Origin of the sequence: Amycolatopsis eburnea (assembly GCF_003937945.1) — a bacterium.
Lineage (GTDB): Bacteria > Actinomycetota > Actinomycetes > Mycobacteriales > Pseudonocardiaceae > Amycolatopsis > Amycolatopsis eburnea.
The window spans coordinates 552,219-572,976 of record NZ_RSEC01000059.1; the positions used below are offsets into that span (position 1 = coordinate 552,219).

The window sequence follows — 20,758 nt, forward strand, 5'->3', positions numbered from 1 at the left end:
AAGGAGCCTGTCATGACCGCCGTGAACACGGTCCTCGTGGCCGGCGCGGGCCTCGCCGGAACCGGCACCGCGATCCTGCTCGCCGCCTGCGGAGTCGCGGTCGACCTGGTCGAGGCCGACGCCGGGATCAGCGCGCTCGGGTCGGGGATCACGTTGCAGGGCAACGCCTTGCGCGTGCTGCGCGAACTCGGCGTCTGGCCGGCCGTGCGAGCAGAAGGCTACTGCTTCGACAGCCTGGGCCTGCGCGCCCCGGACGGCACGGTGCTGGCCGAGTTCCCCGACGCCCGCACCGGCGGCCCCGACCTGCCCGCGGCACTGGGCATGCCCCGGCCCGCACTGGCGCGCATCCTCATCGACCGGGCACGCGACGCGGGGGTGAAACTCCACTTCGGACGGTCGGTCACCGGCCTCGGCGAAGACGGCGCCGTCACGTTCTCCGACGGCTCGACCGGCCGGTACGACCTGGTCGTCGGCGCGGACGGCATCCGCTCGACCGTCCGGCGGCTGCTCGGCATCCAGCTCGAGACAAAGCCGACGGGGATGGGGATCTGGCGCGCGTTCGGCCCGCGCCCGGCGTCGGTCACGCGGACCGACCTCTGCTACGGCGGCCCGTGCTACATCGCCGGGTACTGCCCGACCGGGGAAGACTCGCTCTACGCCTACCTCGTCGAGAACGCGCAGGACCGCGGCGGGCTGACCCCGGGGGAGCGGCTGGCGACGATGCGGCGGCTCGCGGCGGCCTACCACGGGCCGTGGGACGAGATCCGCGCCGCGCTCGACGACCCCGGCCGCATCCACTACACCCGGTTCGAAACGCACGTCCTGCCGGCGCCGTGGCACCGCGGCCGGGTCGTGCTGATCGGCGACGCCGCGCACTCCTGCCCGCCCACCCTCGCCCAGGGCGGCGCCCAGGCCCTAGAAGACGCGGCGGTGCTGGCCGAGCTGCTCACCACGTACGACGTCGTGGACGAGCGGCTGTGGACGGCGTTCGCCGACCGCCGCCACGCCCGCGCCGAAGCCGTCGTCGACGCGTCGAACCAGCTGGGCCGGTGGCTGCTCGACCGCGAGCCGGGCGACGTCCCCGGGCTCATGCACCGGATCGCCGAACTCGTCTCCCAGCCCGCCTGACCACGGAGGTTCCCTTGCCCGACCGCCTGATCACCCACCTGCGGCACGTCGACCTCGCCGTGCCCGACTTCGCCCGGCAGCGCGACTTCTTCACCGGCGCCTGGGGCCTGGACACCGAGCACACCGACACCGGCATCGCGTTCCTCGCCGCGGCGGGCTCGCCCGAGCAGTACGTCGTCCGGCTGCGCCAGGCCGAGGACAAGCGCATCGACCTGATCGCGTTCGGCGCGGCCACCCCGGCCGACGTCGACACCCTCGCCGCCCGGCTGGCCACCGCGGGTGTCACCCTCGTCCACGAACCCCGGACCCTGCTGACCCCGGGCGGTGGCTACGGTTTCCGGTTCTTCGACAACGAGGGCCGCACGATCGAGGTCAGCGCCGACGTCGCGATCCGCGCGCACCGCAAGGTCGAAGCCGGCGAGTCCGTCCCGGTGCGACTGTCGCATGTGGTCATCAACTCCGCGGACCCCGAGGGCACGCGTGCCTTCTACGAACGCCACCTCGGGTTCCGGCTCTCGGACACGCTCATGCACCCGCGGATGGGCGAGATGATGTGGTTCCTGCGGATCAACGCCTGGCACCACAGCGTCGCGATCGCCCGCGGCCCGCACCCGTCGCTGCACCACGCGTCCTTCGAGCTGCGCGGGCTCGACGAGTACATGCGCGGCACCGGCCGCCTGCTGCGCGCCGGCGTCGAAAAGATCTGGGGTCCGGGACGGCACCTCGCCGGGAACAACACGTTCTCCTACTTCCTCGACCCGCACGGCAACACCCTGGAGTACACGACGGAGCTGGACGAGGTCGACGAGGACACCTGGCACCCGCACCTCTACGACTTCAGCCGGCCGGAGGTCTCCGACCAGTGGGGGACCGCGAACGCGATGAACGAGTTCGTCGCGCGCAAGTCGTTCAACGACCCGGACAAGGGTCTCTTCGTCGCCCCGCCGGTGTAGCCGTGCGGTTCGCCACCTACGAGCAGGACGGGACCGTCCACGCCGGAGTCGCCGGCGAGGACGGGCTGCACCCGTTGCCGGACCACACAACCGTGCTCGACCTCGTGCGCGCCGGGCTGCCCGCCGCGCTGGAAGCCGGGGCGGCGGCGCTGCGGGGACCGGCCGTGCCGCCGGCCGCGGTGCGGTTGCGGCCACCGCTGGAACCGCCCACCGTGCGGGACTTCGTGGCCTTCGAGGAGCACGTCGAAGGCGTCGTCGCGAGCGTGTCCGGCGGGGCCGGGGTGCCGCCCGAGTGGTACGACGCCCCGACGTTCTACTTCACCAACCCGTACGCGCTGCTCGGGGCCCACGACGACGTCCCGATTCCGCCGGGCTGCGCGCTGTTCGACTTCGAGCTGGAGGTCGCCGCGGTGGTCGGCCGCGACGGCGCGTCCCTGGATCCCGCGCGGGCCCGGGACGCGATCTTCGGGTACACGATCCTCAACGACTGGTCCGCCCGCGACCTGCAGCGCCGCGAGATGAAGGTCCAGCTCGGGCCGGCCAAGGGCAAGGACTCCGCCACGACGCTGGGCCCGTGGCTGGTGACCGCGGACGAGCTGGCGGCGCACCACGACGAGGACGGCTTCCTCGCGCTCGAGATGACCGTCGCGGTCAACGGCGTGCGCGTCGGCCACGACCTGCTGTCGAACATGGGCTGGCCGTTCGCCGAGCTGGTCGCCTACGCCTCGCGGGGCACGCAGGTCCGGGCCGGGGACGTGCTCGGCTCGGGAACCTGCGGCAACGGCGGCTGCCTGGCCGAGCTGTGGGGCCGGGGCCGGGAAATCCCGCCGCTGGCGCCGGGCGACGTCGTCGAGATGGCGGTCGAGGGGCTGGGGACGATCCGCAACACCGTCGTCGCCGGCACCACCCTGCCGCCGGTGGCCCGTGCCCGCCCGCGGCTGCGGCACCGAACCCGTTGACCACGACGAAAGGACCGAAGTGTTCGAGTACTTCCCCGAGAACTACCCGTGGAGCCTGGGCGTCGTCGCCACGCTCAACAGCGGCGGGCTCATCGACGAGGTCGACCGGGCGTGCCGCCCCATCCGAGAGGCGGCCACCCGGGGCGAGGACGCGGGAACCCCGGACTTCCTGCGTGCGTGGACGGCGCTGACCGACCAGCTCGTCGGCCAGGCCGAGGAAGCCGAGAAGGCCGGCCACCGCCGGACCGCCGGGCAGCTCTACGCGCGTGCCACCAACTACCTCGCCCAGGCCGAACGCCTCCAGAGCGCCTCCGCCGAGGGACGGCTCGACAGCTACCGGCGCGTGCTGGAGCTGCAGCAGAAGGCGTTCGACCTCAAGGACCCGGGCATCACGCGCGTCGAAGTCCCGTACGAGGGCACCACGCTGCCGGCGTACTTCAGCTCCGCCGGCGAGCGGGCCCCGGTCATGATCATGTGGAACGGCCTGGACTCCACCAAGGAGCACATGTACGCCTCCGGGCACTGGGCAGAGCTGGCCGCGCGCGGGATCTCGTGCCTGATGGTCGACTGCCCCGGTTCCGGCGAGGCGCTGCGCGTGCAGGGGCTCACCGCCCGCGTCGACACCGAGGCGTGGGCGAGCGCCTGCGTCGACTACCTCGAAACCCGCGACGACGTCGACCCCGCCCGCATCGGCCTGGTCGGCTGGTCGCTCGGCGGCTACTACGCCCCGCGCGCGGCGGCCTTCGAGAAGCGGCTCGCGCTGGTCGTCGCGTGGGGCGCCAACCACGACTGGGGCGCGGTGCAGCGGCGGCGGCTGGAACGCGAAGGCGAGCGCCCGGTGCCGCACTACTGGGAGCACGTCCGGTGGGTCTGGGGCTACGAAGACCTCGACGAGTTCATCGCCTTCGCCGACCGGATCAACTTGGACGGCGTCGTCGAGCGCATCACCGTGCCGTTCCTCATCTGCCACGGCGAACGCGACCGGCAGATTCCCCTGGAATACGCGCACCGTTCGTACGAGCAGGCGGTCGGCAGCCCCCGGCGGGACCTGCGGATCTTCACCGCCGAGGAAGGGGCCAGCGAGCACATCGGGCTGGACCACCTCGGCCACGTCAGCACCTACATCGCCGACTGGGTGAGCGACGTGCTCGGCTGAAATGCCGTCAAGGCCACCTTACGGGCGTCAGACACCCGTAAGGTGGCCTTGACGGCATTCGGGTGGGGCTCAGGAAGCGCTGCAGCTGACGCTGGGCCAGTTCCAGTTGCCGTTGTGCATGATGGTGACGCCCCAGTTGTTGCCGTTCCCGTTGGGCGTCGCGATGAGGACCTGGCTGCTGGGCCACGTCGCGTTGATGTTCCACGTCGCGCTGATCCGGGCCGGGCTCGGCACGGTCATCGTGACCGTCCACGAACTCGCGCCGCTCACCGAGACGTTGAGGTTGTACCGGTCACTCCACGACTGCCCCGCCGACAGCGAGGCCGTGCAGCTCCCGCCGCCCGGTGTGGTCGGCGTCGTCGTGGGGTTCGTCGGTGTTGTCGTGGGGTTCGTCGGCGTGGTCGGTGTCGTGGTCGTCCCGCCGCCGGAGTTGAGGACGTTCAGCACCGAGTTGTACGCCGCCTTCTTGTTCCCGTTGCCGTCGAACAGCAGGGGACTCTCGCTGGAGCGCCAGGAATCGCTGTCCCGCACGCCCCACACGGTGATGCCGACGCAGCGCGCGACGTTCATGCACGCCTGGGTCAGCGCCGCGTACTGCGACGTCGAAGCGTTCGTCACGTCGACCTCGGTCAGCGCCACGTCGACGCCGAGCGCCGCGAAGCTGGAGATCGTCGTCTGGAGGTTGCTGGGCACCGAGCTGCCGCCGGTGAAGTGGGCCTGCAGGCCGACGCAGTCGATCGGGACGCCGCGGGACTTGAAGTCCTGCACCATGCGGTACACGCCCTGGGTCTTGCCGTAGTTCCAGTTGTCGATGTTGTAGTCGTTGTAGCAGAGCTTGGTCGACGGGTCGGCCGCGCGGGCGGTCTTGAACGCGACCTCGATCCAGTCGTTGCCCGTGCCCTGGAGGTTCGACGAACGGCGGCTGCCGTCTTCGTTGAAGGCTTCGTTGACGACGTCCCAGTAGGCGAGCTTGCCTTGGTAGTGCGCCATCACCTTCTGGATGTGGTTGATCATCGCGTTGCGCAGCGTGCTGCCGCTCATGCTCTGCATCCAGCCCGGCTGCTGGGCGTGCCAGGCGAGGGTGTGGCCGCGGACCTTCGAGCCGTGGCTCACCGCCCAGTTGTAGACCTGGTCGCCGGCGGAGAAGTTGAACTGGTTCTGGTTGGGCTCGGTCGCGTCGGGCTTCATCTCGTTCTCCGGCGTGACCATGTTGAACTCACGCGCGGCGATCGTGGTGTAGGCCGACTGCCCGAGCTTGCCCGCGGCGATCGCGGTACCGAAGTACCGGCCGGACTGCGCGGCCGCCGCCCCCAAGGTGCTGGCCGCGGCATCGGCGCCGGGCGCGGTCACCAGTACGGCGGCCGTCGCGGCCACGGTGGCGACCCCGGCCAGTGCTCGGGTGGCGGGGGAGCGCCACCATCTGCTGCGTGGATCCGACGAACTTCTGGCCATCCGTGGTCTCCTTAACGGCACGCGTCGACGAAGTTGCTTACCGTCAGCAGAAGAACACGGTGGATCGACGCTCCGCAAAGAGTTTCGATCGACTTTCGAAGTGCCGCCTTTACCCCCGTCGCGCGTCGTCCAGGCGGCGCGCTTCGGCGGCCTGCTCGAACGGCGTGTCGCCGGCCGGGTGGCGGTCGCCCAGCCCGGCGAACAACGCGGCCACCTTGACCGAGTCGTGGTGGGACGCGAATTCGGCGAGCGCGGGGTCCGTGGCCGCCAGCACCTGGCGGAACCGGAGCTCGGCGAGCGGGCCGAGCCGGTCGTAGATCTGCAGGAACACCTTCTGGGCCCGGTCCCGCGCCCAGTCCGCGGGCAGCAGTTCGGCGGGCAGGTCGGGATCGGTCTCCGGGAACCGGCGCCAGTCCACGCGCAGCTCGGTCCGGGTGCGCAGCGCCTGCGCCGGGCTGATCAGGCCCGCTTCCAGTCCGGTGAGCACCTGCTCGTAGCGCTCGACGAACTGCCCGTACTCCTGGGCGAGCGGCTCGAGGTCGAACGCCGTGACCGCCGGGGCCGAGCCGGGGACCTCGGTGGCGCGGAAGACCGTCGCGCTGCCGAGGCCGAGTTCGTCCAGTGCCGCCAAGGCCGGGCCGGTCAGGTCGTGCGGGCTGACCCACACGCCGTCGTAGAGCGCGGCGAAGCGCAGGACCCGCAGCCGTGACCGCAGGGCGGTGCGCAGCCCGCGGTCCTGCTCGGGCACGGAAAAGGTGACCACGGTCCACCGGCCGTCCCACTCGGGCGGGGTCGTGCCGAAGGTCAGCATCCGGTGCGTGCGCTCGATGATCACCTCGGACGTGCGGGCGGGGATGCCGTACGCCGTCGTCCGCCCGTTGCGCGACACGGTCAGCAGGCCGCGGGCGGCCAGGCGGCGGATCGCCGCCCGCGCGCTCGCCGGGGTGATGTCGAACTCGCCGAGCAGCTCGACCAGCGCGGCCGACGGGATGTGCTCGTCGCGCCAGTACCAGAAGTCGCCGAGCAAGGACGTCAGCAGCAGCTGCGGTTCGGCGCCCTGCTGCGCTCGGGGCAGCGGCCCCGAGGGCGTCTCCGTCATCGCGTGCCGACTGCGGGTGTCCATGGTGTCCATGGTGTCAGTGCGGTCCGGCCGGCCGCATCGAGGGCTTGAATCATGCGACACATCATGCGACGATCGGCACCCGATTAGCAACCTATTGCCCTTCCGCAGGAAGTAACCGACATGGGTTTCTCACTTCGTCAATGGCGTCGAAGCACGCTCACCGCGGTCGCCGCGGGACTCGCGCTGGCCGGGTGCACGGTCGACGACGGCGCGGCCTCCGCCCCCACCGCCGCGGCCCTGACCACCGACCAGGCGCTGCACGACCAGCTCCCGCAGGCCGTCAAGGACTCGGGGGTCCTCCGCTTCGCCGGCGACTCGCACCCGCCGTACCGCACCGTCGGCCCGGACGGCAAGACGGTGACCGGCATCGACCACGACTTCCAGCAGGCGCTCGGCCAGCTGCTGGGCGTGCGCACGGAAACCACCATCGTCAGCGGCCTGCCCGCCGCGCTGCAGGGCATGCTCAGCGGGCGCTACGAGGCGTTCAACGGGCCGGTCAAGGCCACGGCCGAGCGCGAGAAGCAGTTCGACACCGTCACGTGGATGACCACGCGCACCTCCTACGTGATCCCGGAAGGTTCCGCCGCCGGGATCAAGAAGGCGGACGACCTGTGCGGCAAGCGCGTCGCGGTGGTCACCGCAAGCGTCGTGGAAGACCAGCTCGGCAAGCTGTCCGCGTTCTGCCAGAAGCAGCAGCGCCCGGCGGTGCAGGTGGTCGGGCTCGACGACACGAACGCCACCCTGCTGGCCGCGAAGTCCGGCCGCGCCGAAGCCGCCGGGATGACCCAGGCCGCGGCGATCGACGTCACCACCCAGCAGAAGGGGCAGTACGAATACGTGACGCAGACCGAGGAACAGGGCGCCACGAAGGACAACCTCGCGCTGTACACGCCGAAGGCGGGCAAGCTCGGGCCGGTGCTGCAGAAGGCGTTCGAGGAGCTGTTCCGCAACGGCACCTACGCCCGGATCATGAAGCAGTGGGGCCTGCAGGACGTCACGGTCCCGGCGCCGATCTTCGACGCGGCGTCGGCGAAATGACCGCGGTGTCCACTGTGGAGGAGACGACGCCCGCCCGCGACGACGTCGCCGTCGCCCGCGGCCGCTTCCGCCCGCTGCGCTGGCTGTTCGTGCTCGTGCTGGCGGTGCTGGCCGCCCAGCTGGTCGTCTTCCTGGCCGGCAACTCCCGGTTCCAGTGGGACGTCGTCGTCAAGTACCTGTTCGAGAAGAGCGTCATGGCGGGCCTGGGCACCACGGTGCTGCTCGCGGTCGCGGCGATGGTGCTCGGGTCGCTGGCCGGCGGGGTGGTCGCGGCGATGCAGCTGAGCGGGTTCGCGCCCGCGCGGTGGGTGGCGACGCTGTGGGTGGGCCTGTTCCGCGGCATCCCGCCGCTGGTGCAGCTGATCTTCTGGTTCAACCTCGCCTACCTGCTGCCCAAGCTGTCGATCGGCATCCCGTTCGGCCCGGTGTTCGGGACGTGGGACGCCAACACCGTGATCACGCCGCTGACCGCCGCGGTGATCGGGCTGTCGCTCGTCGAGTCGGCCTACCTGGCGGAGATCTTCCGCGCCGGGGTGTCGTCGGTCGACCCCGGCCAGCGCGACGCGGCCCGCGCGATGGGCTACCCGCCGGGCCAGACGCTGCTGCGGATCGTGCTGCCGCAGGCGATGCGCGTGATCATCCCGCCCGCGGGCAGCCAGTTCATCAACGTGCTCAAGGGAACGGCCCTCGTGTCGGTCATCGCGATGTCGGACCTGCTGCACTCGGTGCAGGTGATCTACAACCGCACCTACGAGATCGTGCCGATGCTGCTGGTCGCCTGCTTCTGGTACCTGGTCGTCGTCACCCTCCTCACCGCCGGGCAGCGGCGGCTGGAACGGCGGTTCTCCCGAGGTCACCGGAGTGCCCGATGAGCGCGCCGGTGCTGCGGATCAGCGACGTCCGCAAGGAGTTCGGCGCGGTGACCGCGCTGGCCGGGGTCAGCCTCGACGTGCGCGAAGGCGAGGCGGTCGTGGTGATCGGGCCGTCGGGGTCCGGCAAGTCGACGCTCGTCCGCTGCGCCCACCAGCTCGAGCCGATCGACGGCGGCGCGATGTACCTCGACGGCGAGCTGCTGGGCCACCGCCGGTCGCCGGGCGGCTTGCGCCCGCTGACCGAGCGGCGGATCGCCGCCCAGCGCCGCCGGATGAGCATGGTCTTCCAGCAGTTCAACCTCTTCCCGCAGTTCACCGTGCTGCGCAACGTGACCGACGCGGCGATCCGCGTCCACGGCCGTGATCGGTCCACTGTGGAGCAGGAGGCCCGGGAACTGCTGGAGCGCATCGGCCTCGCCGGGCGCGAGGACCACTACCCGCGCCAGCTCTCGGGCGGGCAGCAGCAGCGCGTCGCCATCGCCCGCGCGGTGCTGGTCCGGCCGCGGATCATGCTGTTCGACGAGCCGACCAGCGCCCTCGACCCGGAGCTGGTCGACGAAGTGCTGGCCGTGCTGCGGAGCCTCGCCGCGGCGGGCACCACGATGGTCGTGGTGACCCACGAAATGGCGTTCGCGCGCGAGGTCGCCGACCGGTGCGTGTTCATGGAAGCGGGCCGGATCGTCGAGGAGGGCCCGCCGGCCGAGCTGTTCACCCGGCCGCGGACCGACCGGCTGCGCGCCTTCCTGTCCCGCCATCTGTCCGAAAAGGAAGGTGTCTCGTGATCACTGTCGGCGCCGTCGGCGACCTCATCCTGGACGAGCCCGACCCGGAGTTCTTCCTCGCCCCGGCCGCGCCGGTGCTCAAGGGGATGGACCTGGCCATCGGCCACGTCGAGGTCCCGCACTCGACCACGGCGGTGCAGCACAGCACCGACGTCCCGGCCCCGCCCGCGGACCCCGCGGCGCTGAAGGCGGTGGCCGGGGCCGGGTTCGAGGTGGTCACCCTGGCGGGCAACCACGTCATGGACGCCGGCGACGGGGGACTGGCCGACACCATCGCCTACTCCCGCGCGGCGGGCCTGCTGACCACCGGTGCCGGGCCGGACCTCGCGCAGGCCCGGCGGCCGGCGGTCGTCGAACGGCGTGGGCTGCGCATCGGCGTGCTGTCGTACAACTGCGTCGGCCCGCGCGAGTCCTGGGCCACCTCACGCAAGCCCGGGTGCGCGTACGTCCACGTCCTCACCCACTACGAGCTGGACCACGCGAGCCCGGGCGGTCCGCCGAAGATCTACACCTTCGCCGACCCGGACAGCCTGGAGGCGATGGCCGACGACGTCCGCCGCCTGCGTGCGGAGGCCGATGTCGTGCTGGTGGCGCTGCACAAGGGCGTCGGGCACACCCCGGTCGAGGTCGCGATGTACGAGCGCCCGGTCGCGCGTGCGGCGATCGACGCCGGTGCCGACGCGGTGTTCTCGCACCACCCGCACATCATGCGTGGCATCGAGGTCCACAGAGGACGGCCGATCTTCCACGGCCTCGGCAACTTCGCCACCGTCACCCACGCCCTCACCCCGGGGGCAGGTGTGGGCGCGGACGAGCTGCGCGCGTGGGCCGAGCGGCGGACGAAGCTGTACGGCTTCGCGCCGGACCCGGACATGCCGTTCTTCCCGTTCCACCCCGAAAGCCGCAACACCGCCATCGCCTTCTGCCGCTTCGACGGGACCGGGCTGCGCGAAGCCGGGTTCGTCCCGTGCTGGATCGACGACCAGGGCCGTCCGGTCCCGGTCGGCGGCACGCCGGAGGGCGAGGCCGTGGCGAAGTACGTCGAGGACATCACCCGCGGCGCGAACCTCAACGGCCGGTTCACCACCCGCGGCACCGAAGTGCTCGTCGATCTCACCGAGGGGGTTCCCGCATGACCGACCAGCCATTGGCCGGCCGCACCGTCATCGACCTGACCACCGCGCTCGCCGGGCCGTACGCCACGTTGCTGCTCGCCGGGCTCGGGGCCACCGTGATCAAGGTGGAAAACCCGGCCACCGGCGGGGATTCGTCGCGCAACAACGCGCCGTACGTCGGCCGCGACGGGCTGAACCTCGCCCGGCGGCACGAGGACGACCTGTCGGTGTCGATGCTGCTGCGCGGGCGCAACAAGCTCAGCGTCACCCTGGACCTGAAGAACCCGCGGTCCCGCAAGGTGTTCACCGATCTGGTCCGCGACGCCGATGTGCTCGTCGAGAACTACAGCCCGGGCGTCACCGACCGGCTCGGCATCTCCTACGACCGGGTCAAGGAGCTCAACCCGCGGCTCGTCTACACCTCGATCAGCGGGTTCGGCGCCCAGGGCGGGCCGGGGTCCGGCAAGGCGATGGATTCGATCATCCAGGCCTTGAGCGGGGTCATGATGACGGCCGGCGAACCTGACGAGGGCCCGGTCCGCTTCGGGCTGCCGATCGGGGACCTGCTGGCGCCGCTGTTCGCCGTGGTCGGCACGGTGTCCGCGCTGCTGCAGGCCGAGCACACCGGCGAGGGTCAGCACGTGGACGTGTCGATGCTCGGCGCGCTGACGTCGCTGGTCGCGTGCGAGCCGTTCGACGCCTTCGACGCGGTCGGCCTGCCGCAGCGCACCGGGTCGATGGTGCCGCGGCTGGCGCCGTTCGGGATCCTGCCGGCGCTGGACGGGTACCTCGCCCTGTGCGCGCCGACCGACGCCTTCGCCCACGGCGTGCTCCGGGCGATCGGCCGGCCGGAGCTGGCCGAGGACGACCGGTACCGCACGCGGGACCAGCGGGTCCGCGCGGCCGACGAGCTGCACGGGATCATCCGCGAGTGGTGCCGGGTGCGGCCGCTGGCCGAGATCCTCGCCGCGTTCACCGCCGAAGGCGTGCCCGCGGCCGAGGTCCGGGAGCCACGCGACGCCATCCGGGACCCGCTGGTCCTGGCGCGCGAGGAAGTCGTGCCGCTGCGGCACCCGCGCCACGGGGACGTCGCCGACCTGGCGGGCACCGGGGTGCCGATCTGCTTCTCCGGCGCCCGCGTCGCCCTCGACCGGCCCGCGCCGGGGCTGGGGGAGCACAACGAGCACGTCTACCGCGAGCTGCTCGGCTACACCGAAGAGCAGCTGGCGGAGCTGGTGTCGGAGGCGGTCATTTGAGCACCGTCGGCTACGTCGGCGCGGACGTGCCGGTCGAGCTCATCACCGCGGCGGGCCTGCGGCCCCTGCGGCTGACCGGGAAGCCCGGCCGTGACAGCGCGCTCGGCGACCGCTACCTCGGCCGCGGCGTCGACCCGGTCGCGCGGTCGATCCTGTCGCGGATCCTGACCGGGGACTACGGCCCGCTCGAAGCCATCGTCGTCTCGCGCGACTGTGAGGCGTCGCTGCGCCTGTTCTACGCCTTGCGGGAGCTGCACCGCGTCGAACCGGCGCTGGGACTGCCGCCGGTGCGGCTGGTGGACGTGCTGCACCTGCCGCACCACACGACCACCCGGTACGTCCACGCGAAGATCGCGCAGCTGCGCGAATGGCTCGGGCGCTGGCGGCCCATCGGCGACGACGACCTCGCCGCGGCCATCACCGCGCACGACACCCTGCGCCGGTCGCTCGGCCGGCTCGTCGCCCTCCGGCGGGCGAACCGGCTGAGCGGCACGCGGTTCCTCGAAACCGTCGCCGCGACCACCACGATGCCGGTCGCCGAAGCCGGCGCCCTCGTGGAGCGCGCGCTGGCCGACCCCGGCGAAACCGAAGGGACACGGCTGTTCCTCACCGGGAGTTCCCACGACACGCCGGCGGTGTACGAAACGCTGGAGCGCAACGGTTTCCTCGTCGTGGGGGAGGACCACGACTGGGGTGAGCTGCTCTTCGCCCGCACCTGCGCGGCGCCGACGGAACTCGCGCTGGCCGAGCGGTACCAGCACAACGGCCCGGCCGCGCCCCGCGCGTCCATCCGGCAGCGCGCCGCGCACACCGCCGCGGCCGCCCGGGCGTGCGGCGCGGAGGTCCTGCTGTCCTACGCCCGCGTCCACGACGACGCGCCGCCGTGGGACTTCCCGGAGCAGCGGGCCGCGACCGGGCTGGCGGCGGTACTGGCCGAGCGGCAGCCGTACGGCGAGCTGACCCCCGAAGCGCTGGCGGCGCTGGTTCCGGCGGCAGTCGCATGACGGCCCGGCTGGCGTCGGCGACCACCGCGACCGCCTACCAGCGCGAGTGGTTCGCCCAGCTGCGGGACGAGGGTGGCCCGCTGGCGCTGGTCAACGCGGACGCGCCGCAGGAGATCTTCCGGGCGATGGGGATCCCGTACGTGGTCAACCAGTGGTGGGCCTCGATCGTCGCCGCCAAGCGCCAGACCCAGCGCTACCTCGGCCTGCTGCGCGAACGCGGTTACCCGGACTACATCGAGCAGTACAGCGCGACTTCGCTGGCTTCGGCGTTCGAGGACGATCCCGGCCAGGCGCCGTGGGGCGGGCTGCCGAAGCCGTCGATCGTGCTCGGCGAGACGACCGGGGACGCGTCGCGGAAGATCTTCGACGTCTGGGATGCCCAACCCGGCGTTACGTACTACGCCTTGGAAAGCGCGGCGGAGAACGAGGTCCCGGAGCGGTGGTGGGAGCTGATGCCGCACCGCTGGGAGGAGGCGATCGGCAGCGACCGGCTCGACCTGCTGACCGGCGAGCTGACCGGGCTGATCCGGTTCCTGGAGCAGACCACCGGCCGGGTGTTCTCCGAGACGCGCTTCCGCGCGGTGCTGGACCTGGTCAACGAGCAGCAGGAGTGGAACCGACGCACCCGCGACCTGATCGCGGCGGCCCGGCCGTGCCCGATCGCCGTCACCGACGGCATCCCCAGCGTCATGGTCCCCCAGTGGCACCGCGGCACGGAATGGGCGCGAGACGCGGCCCGCGCGTTCCACGACGAGGTCCGCGACCGGATCGACGCCGGGGTCGCGGTGTGCCCGGACGAGCGGCTGCGGCTGATGTGGATCGGCCGCGGGCTGTGGTTCGACCTCGACTTCTACCGCCGGTTCCAGGAGTCGCACGGCGCGGTCTTCGTGTGGTCGATGTACCTCGCCATCGCCGCCGACGGCTACCTGCGCTACGGCGACGACCCGCTGCGTGCCTTGGCAGCTCGCTTCGCCGCGTTCGGCGACCAGCTGTACACGCCGCCGTGGTCCGCGGAGTGGTACGTGAAGGAAGCCCGCCACCACGGCGTCGACGGGGTGGTGCACCTGGTGTCCGACGACGCCCGCGGCAGCTACTTCACGACGCGGGCGTTGCGCGCGGCGGGGATCCCGGTGCTGGAGCTGCACGCCGACAACGTCGACGCCCGCACGGGCGACGGGCTGACCGCGCGGATGACCGCGTGGCTCGACGGACTGACCTGACCCTCCACAAAGGAGTCCTGTGCGATCTTCACTTCGCCGCCGAAGCCGGAGTGCGATCCTCGCGGCGGCCGCCTTCGGGCTGGCCGGGTGCACGGTGGGTGGTGGCTCCCCGGGCCTGGCCACCGGGACGAACCTCCCGGTGGTGCAGTCCCTGCACGACGCGCTGCCGCAGGCGGTCAAGGATTCCGGTGAGCTCCGGTTCGCCGGTGACTCCCACCCGCCGTACCGCACGATCGCGCCGGACGGCACGGTCACCGGGATCGACGCCGACTTCCAGGCCGCGCTCGGCCAGGTCCTCGGGGTCAGGACGCGGACCATTGTTGTCGCCGGGCTCCCGGCCGCATTGCAGGGTATGCAGGCCAACCGGTACGACGCGTTCAACGGCCCGGTCAAAGCGACCGCGGAGCGCGAGAAGCAGTTCGACACGATCACCTGGATGACCACCCGCACCGCCTACGTGTTCCCCACCGATTCGACGGCCGGGATCGGGCGGGTCGAAGACCTCTGCGGCAAGCGCATCGCGGTGGTGACGGCCAGCGTCGTCGAGGAGCAGCTGAACAAGCTGTCCCGGTTCTGCACGGACACCAAGCGGAAGGCCACACAAGCGGTCGGCCTCGACGACACGAACGCCACGCTGCTGGCCACCCGCTCGGGCCGCGCGGACGCCGCGGGGATGACCGAAGCGGCGGCGATCGACGTCATCCAGCGGCAGGGCGGGAACAAGTACGTCACGCAGACCGAAGCGCAGGGCGCGACCAAGGACGATCTCGCCTTGTACGTCACCAAGTCGTCCGGTTTGGGCCCGGTGCTGCAGAAGGCGTTCGAGGAGCTGTTCGAGAACGGCACCTACGTCGGGATCATGTCCCGCTGGGGCCTCAACCAGGTCGCGGTGCCGAAGCCGGTCTTCAACGCGGCCACCCCACGATGAAAGGACTTCCGATGCGAAAGGCAGTGCTCAAACCGGCGCTCGTCGCCGCCGTGACCGTACTCGTCGCGGTGACCGCCGCGTTCGTGCCCGGTCCCTCCGAGCCCGAGGCGGACACCGCGGCGCCGCCCGCACCGCCCGCGGCCACGGTGTTCCACCCGGTGGTCCGCGAAGCCGCCGCGAGGACCGGGGACTACGCCGCCGAGTACACCGTCTACCGGCCCGCCGACCCGGACCGGGTGCGCGGGCGCCTGCCGGTCGTGGTCTTCGGCAACGGCGCGTGCCGCCACACCAGCAACGACGAACTGCTCACGCTGGAGACGCTGCTGGCCGCGCACGGGTTCGTCGTCGTGGCCGTCGGCGGGTTCGACGAGCCCGCGCTGACCGAGAACGGCAGCCCGGAGCCGGCGGTGATCACCGACGCGATCACCTGGGCGGAACGGGAGAACGAGCGCCGGGGGAGCGAACTGCGGGACAAGCTCGACACCCACCGGGTGGGCGCCGCCGGTCACTCCTGCGGCGGCATCGAGGCCCTCGTCGCCGGTGCGGACCCGCGCGTGAAGTCGGTGCTGTCGCTCGACAGCGGGTTCTTCGCCGACGGCACCCTCGGCTACGGCCGGGAGAACCTGCGAAAGCTGCACACGCCGGTCCTGTTCGCCGACGGCGGCCCCACCGACGTCGCCTACCCGAACAGCGGCGCCAACTACGACCTCGTCACCGTCCCCGCGGTCCGGGCGACCAACCCCGCCGCCGGGCACACCGGGTTCGTCTACGGCCAGCGCGACGGCAATCCCGACCCGAGCGTCCGCGAAGAAGCGGTGCGCGTGCTCGTCAACTGGTTCGACTTCACCCTCAACGGCAACCGGACCGCGCGCGGCTACTTCCTCGGCGCGGGCTGCGGTCTCTGCGCCACGCCGGGCTGGACCGTCACCGCCAAGAACTTCTGACAGGAGCGCACGAATGGGTACCAGAACGACGTTGCTCGCCGTGGCCACCGTCCTGGCCGCCGGCCTGCCCGCCACCGCCCACGCGGCCGACGCCGGCCCGTCCTGCCCCGCCACGGCGACGTGCGCGGACGGGCAGCTGGCCGACGGCACGCCGTACGCCTTCGCCAAGCCGTCCGGGTGGAACGGAACCGTGCTGGTGGACCTCGACTTCGCCGCGGGCGGGCTGTCGAGCGCGCTGACCGCGAGCCTCCTGAAGCACGGGTACGCGGTCGGTGGCACCACGCGCACCGTCACCGGCTGGCACATCTCGCAGGCCATCGACAACCAGGCCGAGGCGCTCGGCCGGTTCGAAAGCGCCTTCGGCCCGGCGCGGTACGCGATCGCCGAGGGCCGCTCGATGGGTGGCATGGTCGCCGCCGGGGTCGCCCAGGTGCACCCCGACCGGTTCGACGCGGCCGTCCCGATGTGCGGCGGCCTCGGCGGCGCGGTGGGGCAGTGGAACCAGAAGCTGGACACCGTCTTCACGCTCAAGACCCTGCTGTTCCGCGACACCGCGCTGCCGGTCACCGGCATCCCCGCCGACGTCCCGGGCACCCAGCAGCAGTGGCTGTCGGCGATGACGTCGGCGCAGGCCACGCCGGCGGGCCGGGCGCGGATCGCGCTCGCGGCGGCGATCGGCCAGGTGCCGGGCTGGGGCCTGGCCGCCGACGGCACGACGACGCCGGTCCCGGACGGCCGCGACGCCGACGGCGTCGAGCAGGGGATGTACCTGGCGCTCGCGGGCGGTCCGCTGCCGTACCTCGGGCAGGCGGTGAGCAGCCGCCGCGCGATCGAGCAGCTGGCCGGCGGCAACCCGTCGTGGAACACCGGGATCGACTACGCGCGCCAGCTCTCGGCGGCGGCGCCGGAACAGCAGAACGCCGTCCGCCGGCTGTACGCGCAGGCCGGGCTCGACCTGCGTGCCGACCTCGGCCGGCTCGCCGCCGAACCCCGCGTCGCCGCCGATCCCGCCGCCGTCCGCTACCTCGAACGGGGCATCGTGTTCACCGGCGACCTGCGGATCCCGGTCCTCACGGTCAACGGCACCGGTGACCAGATCTCGACCGTCGCCCAGCAGCAGTCGTACGGCACGCTGGCCGCCCGGGCGGGGAACGCGTCGCTGCTGCGGCAGACGTACGTGCAGACCGCCGGGCACTGCACCTACACGACCGGCGAACAGCAGGCGGCGATCGACCAGGTGCTGACCCGCCTGCGGACCGGGCACTGGCCGGACACCGCGCCCCCGACGATGAACCGGCTCTCGGCGGCCGCCGACGGTACGCCGGGACGCTACCTGCCGTACGAGCCGCCGCGGTTCAACCGGATGTACCCCACCGGGTGACGGCCGGGGAGTCACAGATCGCGCGGCTGCGCGGTCCTAGCGGGTGTACCCGTCCGTCTAGGAGGTCTTCCCATGTCCTTGACCGTGCTCCAGGAGGCGAAACCGCCTTTCGTCCCGGAGGGGGCGCACGCGATGACGATCGTCATCGAGTACCCGCCGGGCGACCCCGGCACGCCGCCGCACCGCCACCCCGGACCGGCCTTCGGCTACGTGCTGGAGGGCGAGATGGTGTTCGAGCTCGAAGGCGAGCCGCCGCGGGTCGTCCGGGCCGGCGAGGCGTTCTGGGAGCCGGGTGGCGACGTCATCCACTACCAGGACGGCAACAACCGCGACGACGTCCCGGTCCGGTTTACCGTCACCATGCTGTGCGAACCGGGCAAGCCTATGGTCGACCTCGTGAGCGAGGACGAGCTGCGCGCGAAGGGATGGTCGCGGAAGTGAAGATCGCCGTCATCGGCGGGACCGGGCTCATCGGCTCCCGCGTCGTGAAGATCCTGACCGCGAACGGGCACGAAGCCGTCCCGCACTCGCCGTCCACCGGGCTGGACCTGCTCAGCGGGAAGGGCCTGGCCGAGGCACTCGCGGGCGCCGACGTGGTCGTCAACCTGACGAACTCGCCGACGTTCGACGACGCCTCGCCCGCGTTCTTCCGGACGACCATGGACAACCTGCTCGAGGCGGCGGCCGCGGCCGGGGTCGGGCACGCGGTCATCCTGTCGATCGTGGGCGCCGACCGGGTGCCGGACCTGGTCTACTACCGCGCCAAGGTGCTGCAGGAGAACATCCTCGAGGCCGGGCCGGTGCCGTACTCGATCGTGCGGGCCACGCAGTTCTTCGAGTTCATGGCCGCGACGATGTCCTGGACGTCCGACGTGAACACCGTCCGCCTGCCCGCGACGCGCATCCAGCCCATCGCCGCCGACGACGTCGCCCAGGCGGTCGCCGACGTCAGCACGGGCGCGCCGTTGCGGGGGATCCGGAACGTCGCCGGGCCGGAGGTGTTCGCCCTCGACGAGCTGGGCCGGATCACCCTGGCCGCCCAGGGTGACCGGCGTCCCGTCGTGACCGACGACCAGGCCGGGCTGTTCGCGGCCGCGTCCGGCGATGCCCTGATCGCCGGGGACGGTGCCGTCATCGCGAAGACCACCTACCGGGAGTGGCTGGCGCGGTGAACGGGACCGGGCCCGCCCGGCGGCGGGCCCGGTCAACCGCGGTGCCAGGCGGTCAGCTTGGCCGGGTTGAGCACGATCCAGAGCGTGGTGATCCGCGCTCCGGCGGTCTCGGCGCCGATGACCGCGACCGCGCGGGAGGCGTGGCGCAGGGCGAGCCCGGCGCGGCCGTTGACGGACTCGACGGTCAGCTCGGCACCCGCTCGCGCGGCCACGATCCCGATCACCAGCCGGGCGACCGCCGCCGCGCCGCGCACGGATCCCGGCGCGGGCACCAGGCCGCCGCCGTCGCACGTCGCGACCGCGTCGTCGCCGAGGACGGCTTCGAGCGCGGCACCGTCCCGGCGGCGGCACGCCGCGGCGAACCGGCGCACGGTCGCGTCCTGCGGGTCGAGCACGGATTCCTCCCGCCGGCGGTCAGGCCGGGGCCGGCACCGCCTTGTTCTTCTCGGGGTTGACCAGCCACAGCAGCTGATCGATGCCCTCGGCGGTGGCGCTGACGGTGAGCAGGCCGTACTCGACGCCGTTCTGGAGGAGCACGGCGGACGTCTGCCCGTTCGTGGTCGCCCACCGCACTTCGACGTCGGCCCAGAACCAGGTCGAGATCGCGTGCAGGAACTTCGCCACCCGCGCCGCGCCGACGAGCGGCGTGCGGGCGATGCCCTTCCGGCCGTTGCCGTCGGAGAGGCTGGTGACGTCCGGCGTGAAGAGCCGCTCCAGCTCGGCCATGTCACCGGACCGCGCGGCGGCGAGGAACGTGGCCAGCAGTTCCCGCTGCTCGGCCGGGGGCACCGACGCGTGCCGTTCGCCCTTGAGGTGCTTGCGGGCCCGGCTGACCAGCTGGCGCACCCCGGCCTCGGTCGAGGAGAGGATGCCGGCGATTTCCGCGTAGGAGTAGTCGAAGGCCTCCCGGAGCACGTAGGCCGCGCGTTCGCCGGGGGTGAGCTTCTCCATCAGCAGCAGGGCCGCGAACTCCAGTGCCTCCCCGCGCTCGGCGCCGAGGTACGGATCGGCGGCGGTGTCGACCGGTTCGGGCAGCCACGGCCCGATGTAGGTCTCCCGCCGCTTCCGCGCCGACTGCAGGACGTTGATGGCCAGCCGGGTCGTGGTGGTGGCGAGGAAGGCTTCCGGACTGGCCACTGTGGACCGGTCGTACGCCTGCCACCGCAGCCAGACCTCCTGCACCAGGTCCTCGGCCTCGGTGGCGCTGCTGAGCATGCGGTAGGCGATCCCGAACAGGCGCGGCCGCAGCCGCGTGAAGACCGCCGTGGCCGCCTCGAGCCCGTCCGCGCCGCCGAGTTCGGCACCCACCCCGGAATCCGCCACCCCACGTCCCCTCGTCGTCGCCCGGACCCACTCTACGAGACCGGTACCCGGGGCCCCGTCACTTCGACGGCGGCGGGTTGAGCGGGAGCCAGTCGGCGAACCGGGTGGCGGCCAGCCGCGCGCCGGGGCCGGGCAGGAGCATGTCCTTGTCCAGCAGGGCGCCGAAGTAGCGCGCGTCCGGGTCGGTGACGACCTCGCGGGGGTCGCCGCGGAAGGCCAGCCCGGTGCGGATCAGCTCGTCCAGCCCGAACTGCTCGGGACCGGCCACCTCGACGGTGCCGTTCAGCGGCGCGCCCGTGGCGACCCGGCCGACCGCGGTGGCCACGTCTTCGGCCGCCATCGGCTGGATGCGCGCGTCCGACAGGCGCACGGTGTTCCCCTCGGTCGCCGCCTGCGCGATGCTGCCCACGAACTCGAAGAACTGCGTGGCGTGCACGATCGAGTACGGCCGCCCGGACTCCTCGATGAGCTTCTCCTGCGCGATCTTCGCGCGGAAGTAGCCGCTTTCGGCGAGCCGCCCGGTGCCGACGACCGACAACGCGACGTGGTGCCCCACCCCGGCCCGCTCCCCGGCGGCGAGCAGGTTCCCGGTGGAGGTGCGGAAGAACTCCAGCACGGCGTCATCGGCGAACGACGGCGAGTTCGAGACGTCGACCAGGACCTGGGCGCCCGCGAGCACCTCGGCCAGTCCCTCGCCGGTCAGCGTGTTCACGCCCGATTCGGGGGACGCGGGGACCGCTTCGTGCCCGTGTGCGGTCAGCTTCCGGACGAGCTTCGAGCCGATCAGCCCGCTGCCGCCGATCACGACGATCTTCATGGGGTGCCTCTCCTCCCGCGTCCCGGCCGCTCCGGGACGTCGTTCGCCAGCAAGGACCGGACGGGCGCGGGGTTTGTGACAGCGGGCGTGTCACAAACCGCGGCGGCGTCCGGTCTTGGCTCGCGACACCGACCC

General features: G+C 72.2%; 21 protein-coding genes. 16 read left to right on the plus strand and 5 right to left on the minus strand.

Features of this window, described 5'->3' with window-relative positions:
* The first annotated feature begins 12 nt into the window (after nucleotides 1–12).
* Genes EIY87_RS34675 through EIY87_RS34690 form a run of 4 tightly spaced genes read left to right on the plus strand, consistent with a single transcriptional unit; the run spans nucleotide 13 to nucleotide 4,196 of the window.
* Nucleotides 13–1,128, plus strand: coding sequence for an FAD-dependent oxidoreductase (locus tag EIY87_RS34675; RefSeq protein ID WP_125314116.1), 1,116 nt, complete (start codon nucleotides 13–15; stop codon nucleotides 1,126–1,128).
* A 14-nt stretch (nucleotides 1,129–1,142) separates the two neighbouring features.
* Nucleotides 1,143–2,081: a VOC family protein gene (locus tag EIY87_RS34680; RefSeq protein ID WP_125314117.1), complete on the plus strand. Its 939-nt coding sequence runs from the start codon at nucleotides 1,143–1,145 to the stop codon at nucleotides 2,079–2,081.
* 2 nt (nucleotides 2,082–2,083) lie between these two features.
* On the plus strand, nucleotides 2,084–3,040 hold the full coding sequence (locus EIY87_RS34685) for a fumarylacetoacetate hydrolase family protein (protein ID WP_125314118.1): 957 nt from the start codon (nucleotides 2,084–2,086) through the stop codon (nucleotides 3,038–3,040).
* 19 nt (nucleotides 3,041–3,059) lie between these two features.
* Nucleotides 3,060–4,196, plus strand: coding sequence for an alpha/beta hydrolase family protein (locus tag EIY87_RS34690; RefSeq protein ID WP_125314119.1), 1,137 nt, complete (start codon nucleotides 3,060–3,062; stop codon nucleotides 4,194–4,196).
* A gap of 69 nt (nucleotides 4,197–4,265) precedes the next feature.
* On the opposite strand, the gene EIY87_RS34695 is transcribed toward EIY87_RS34690, so the two are convergent.
* Together EIY87_RS34695 and EIY87_RS34700 are read right to left on the minus strand one after the other, a co-directional pair.
* Nucleotides 4,266–5,648, minus strand: a complete 1,383-nt coding sequence (locus EIY87_RS34695) for an endo-1,4-beta-xylanase (protein ID WP_125314120.1) — start codon at nucleotides 5,646–5,648, stop codon at nucleotides 4,266–4,268.
* A gap of 109 nt (nucleotides 5,649–5,757) precedes the next feature.
* Nucleotides 5,758–6,771: a PaaX family transcriptional regulator gene (locus EIY87_RS34700; RefSeq protein WP_125314121.1), complete on the minus strand. Its 1,014-nt coding sequence runs from the start codon at nucleotides 6,769–6,771 to the stop codon at nucleotides 5,758–5,760.
* Nucleotides 6,772–6,891: 120 nt separating this feature from the next.
* Here EIY87_RS34700 and EIY87_RS34705 point away from each other — a divergent pair, with 120 nt between their 5' ends.
* From EIY87_RS34705 to EIY87_RS34760, 12 genes are all read left to right on the plus strand, one after another.
* The gene (locus tag EIY87_RS34705; protein ID WP_125314122.1) at nucleotides 6,892–7,809 is read left to right on the plus strand and encodes a transporter substrate-binding domain-containing protein; all 918 of its coding nucleotides are present in this window, start codon (nucleotides 6,892–6,894) and stop codon (nucleotides 7,807–7,809) included.
* The gene (locus tag EIY87_RS34710) at nucleotides 7,806–8,681 is read left to right on the plus strand and encodes an amino acid ABC transporter permease (protein WP_191984377.1); all 876 of its coding nucleotides are present in this window, start codon (nucleotides 7,806–7,808) and stop codon (nucleotides 8,679–8,681) included. Before EIY87_RS34705 ends, EIY87_RS34710 begins: the two co-directional genes overlap by 4 nt.
* The gene (locus EIY87_RS34715) at nucleotides 8,678–9,463 is read left to right on the plus strand and encodes an amino acid ABC transporter ATP-binding protein (RefSeq protein ID WP_125314123.1); all 786 of its coding nucleotides are present in this window, start codon (nucleotides 8,678–8,680) and stop codon (nucleotides 9,461–9,463) included. Before EIY87_RS34710 ends, EIY87_RS34715 begins: the two co-directional genes overlap by 4 nt.
* Complete coding sequence (locus tag EIY87_RS34720; RefSeq protein ID WP_125314124.1) at nucleotides 9,460–10,599, plus strand: CapA family protein; 1,140 nt, start codon at nucleotides 9,460–9,462, stop codon at nucleotides 10,597–10,599. Before EIY87_RS34715 ends, EIY87_RS34720 begins: the two co-directional genes overlap by 4 nt.
* Nucleotides 10,596–11,834 carry a CaiB/BaiF CoA transferase family protein gene (locus EIY87_RS34725; RefSeq protein ID WP_125314125.1) on the plus strand — a complete coding sequence of 413 codons (1,239 nt, stop codon included), beginning with the start codon at nucleotides 10,596–10,598 and terminating at the stop codon, nucleotides 11,832–11,834. Before EIY87_RS34720 ends, EIY87_RS34725 begins: the two co-directional genes overlap by 4 nt.
* On the plus strand, nucleotides 11,831–12,838 hold the full coding sequence (locus EIY87_RS34730) for a 2-hydroxyacyl-CoA dehydratase family protein (RefSeq protein WP_125314126.1): 1,008 nt from the start codon (nucleotides 11,831–11,833) through the stop codon (nucleotides 12,836–12,838). Before EIY87_RS34725 ends, EIY87_RS34730 begins: the two co-directional genes overlap by 4 nt.
* A complete protein-coding gene (locus tag EIY87_RS34735; RefSeq protein WP_125314127.1) occupies nucleotides 12,835–14,058 on the plus strand; it encodes a 2-hydroxyacyl-CoA dehydratase family protein in 1,224 nt (407 codons plus the stop codon). Before EIY87_RS34730 ends, EIY87_RS34735 begins: the two co-directional genes overlap by 4 nt.
* Nucleotides 14,059–14,077: 19 nt before the next feature.
* A complete protein-coding gene (locus EIY87_RS34740) occupies nucleotides 14,078–14,986 on the plus strand; it encodes a transporter substrate-binding domain-containing protein (protein WP_225440219.1) in 909 nt (302 codons plus the stop codon).
* Between the two features lie 11 nt (nucleotides 14,987–14,997).
* On the plus strand, nucleotides 14,998–15,930 hold the full coding sequence (locus EIY87_RS34745; RefSeq protein WP_125314128.1) for a poly(ethylene terephthalate) hydrolase family protein: 933 nt from the start codon (nucleotides 14,998–15,000) through the stop codon (nucleotides 15,928–15,930).
* Nucleotides 15,931–15,943: 13 nt separating this feature from the next.
* Nucleotides 15,944–17,311 carry an alpha/beta hydrolase family protein gene (locus tag EIY87_RS34750; protein ID WP_125314129.1) on the plus strand — a complete coding sequence of 456 codons (1,368 nt, stop codon included), beginning with the start codon at nucleotides 15,944–15,946 and terminating at the stop codon, nucleotides 17,309–17,311.
* A 72-nt stretch (nucleotides 17,312–17,383) separates the two neighbouring features.
* Nucleotides 17,384–17,752, plus strand: a complete 369-nt coding sequence (locus EIY87_RS34755; RefSeq protein WP_125314130.1) for a cupin domain-containing protein — start codon at nucleotides 17,384–17,386, stop codon at nucleotides 17,750–17,752.
* Nucleotides 17,749–18,483, plus strand: coding sequence for an SDR family oxidoreductase (locus EIY87_RS34760; protein ID WP_125314131.1), 735 nt, complete (start codon nucleotides 17,749–17,751; stop codon nucleotides 18,481–18,483). Before EIY87_RS34755 ends, EIY87_RS34760 begins: the two co-directional genes overlap by 4 nt.
* A gap of 32 nt (nucleotides 18,484–18,515) precedes the next feature.
* Here EIY87_RS34760 and EIY87_RS34765 read toward each other — a convergent pair whose 3' ends face one another.
* The 3 genes from EIY87_RS34765 to EIY87_RS34775 are packed head-to-tail and all read right to left on the minus strand — an operon-like array spanning nucleotide 18,516 to nucleotide 20,623.
* Entirely contained in the window at nucleotides 18,516–18,878 is a 363-nt protein-coding gene (locus EIY87_RS34765) for a sigma-70 family RNA polymerase sigma factor family protein (protein ID WP_125314132.1), read from the minus strand.
* Nucleotides 18,879–18,897: 19 nt separating this feature from the next.
* Nucleotides 18,898–19,806, minus strand: coding sequence for a sigma-70 family RNA polymerase sigma factor (locus tag EIY87_RS34770; protein ID WP_125314133.1), 909 nt, complete (start codon nucleotides 19,804–19,806; stop codon nucleotides 18,898–18,900).
* 58 nt (nucleotides 19,807–19,864) lie between these two features.
* Nucleotides 19,865–20,623, minus strand: coding sequence for an SDR family oxidoreductase (locus EIY87_RS34775; protein ID WP_125314134.1), 759 nt, complete (start codon nucleotides 20,621–20,623; stop codon nucleotides 19,865–19,867).
* Nucleotides 20,624–20,758: the final 135 nt, after the last annotated feature.

Coding starts and splice junctions, on each gene's coding strand:
- EIY87_RS34675 (WP_125314116.1), top strand. CDS start 13: ATGACCGCCGTGAACACGGTCCTCGTGGCCGGCGCGGGCCTCGCCGGA.
- EIY87_RS34695 (WP_125314120.1), bottom strand. CDS start 5,648: ATGGCCAGAAGTTCGTCGGATCCACGCAGCAGATGGTGGCGCTCCCCC.
- EIY87_RS34700 (WP_125314121.1), bottom strand. CDS start 6,771: ATGGACACCCGCAGTCGGCACGCGATGACGGAGACGCCCTCGGGGCCG.
- EIY87_RS34705 (WP_125314122.1), top strand. CDS start 6,892: ATGGGTTTCTCACTTCGTCAATGGCGTCGAAGCACGCTCACCGCGGTC.
- EIY87_RS34710 (WP_191984377.1), top strand. CDS start 7,806: ATGACCGCGGTGTCCACTGTGGAGGAGACGACGCCCGCCCGCGACGAC.
- EIY87_RS34715 (WP_125314123.1), top strand. CDS start 8,678: ATGAGCGCGCCGGTGCTGCGGATCAGCGACGTCCGCAAGGAGTTCGGC.
- EIY87_RS34725 (WP_125314125.1), top strand. CDS start 10,596: ATGACCGACCAGCCATTGGCCGGCCGCACCGTCATCGACCTGACCACC.
- EIY87_RS34735 (WP_125314127.1), top strand. CDS start 12,835: ATGACGGCCCGGCTGGCGTCGGCGACCACCGCGACCGCCTACCAGCGC.
- EIY87_RS34745 (WP_125314128.1), top strand. CDS start 14,998: ATGCGAAAGGCAGTGCTCAAACCGGCGCTCGTCGCCGCCGTGACCGTA.
- EIY87_RS34750 (WP_125314129.1), top strand. CDS start 15,944: ATGGGTACCAGAACGACGTTGCTCGCCGTGGCCACCGTCCTGGCCGCC.
- EIY87_RS34755 (WP_125314130.1), top strand. CDS start 17,384: ATGTCCTTGACCGTGCTCCAGGAGGCGAAACCGCCTTTCGTCCCGGAG.
- EIY87_RS34775 (WP_125314134.1), bottom strand. CDS start 20,623: ATGAAGATCGTCGTGATCGGCGGCAGCGGGCTGATCGGCTCGAAGCTC.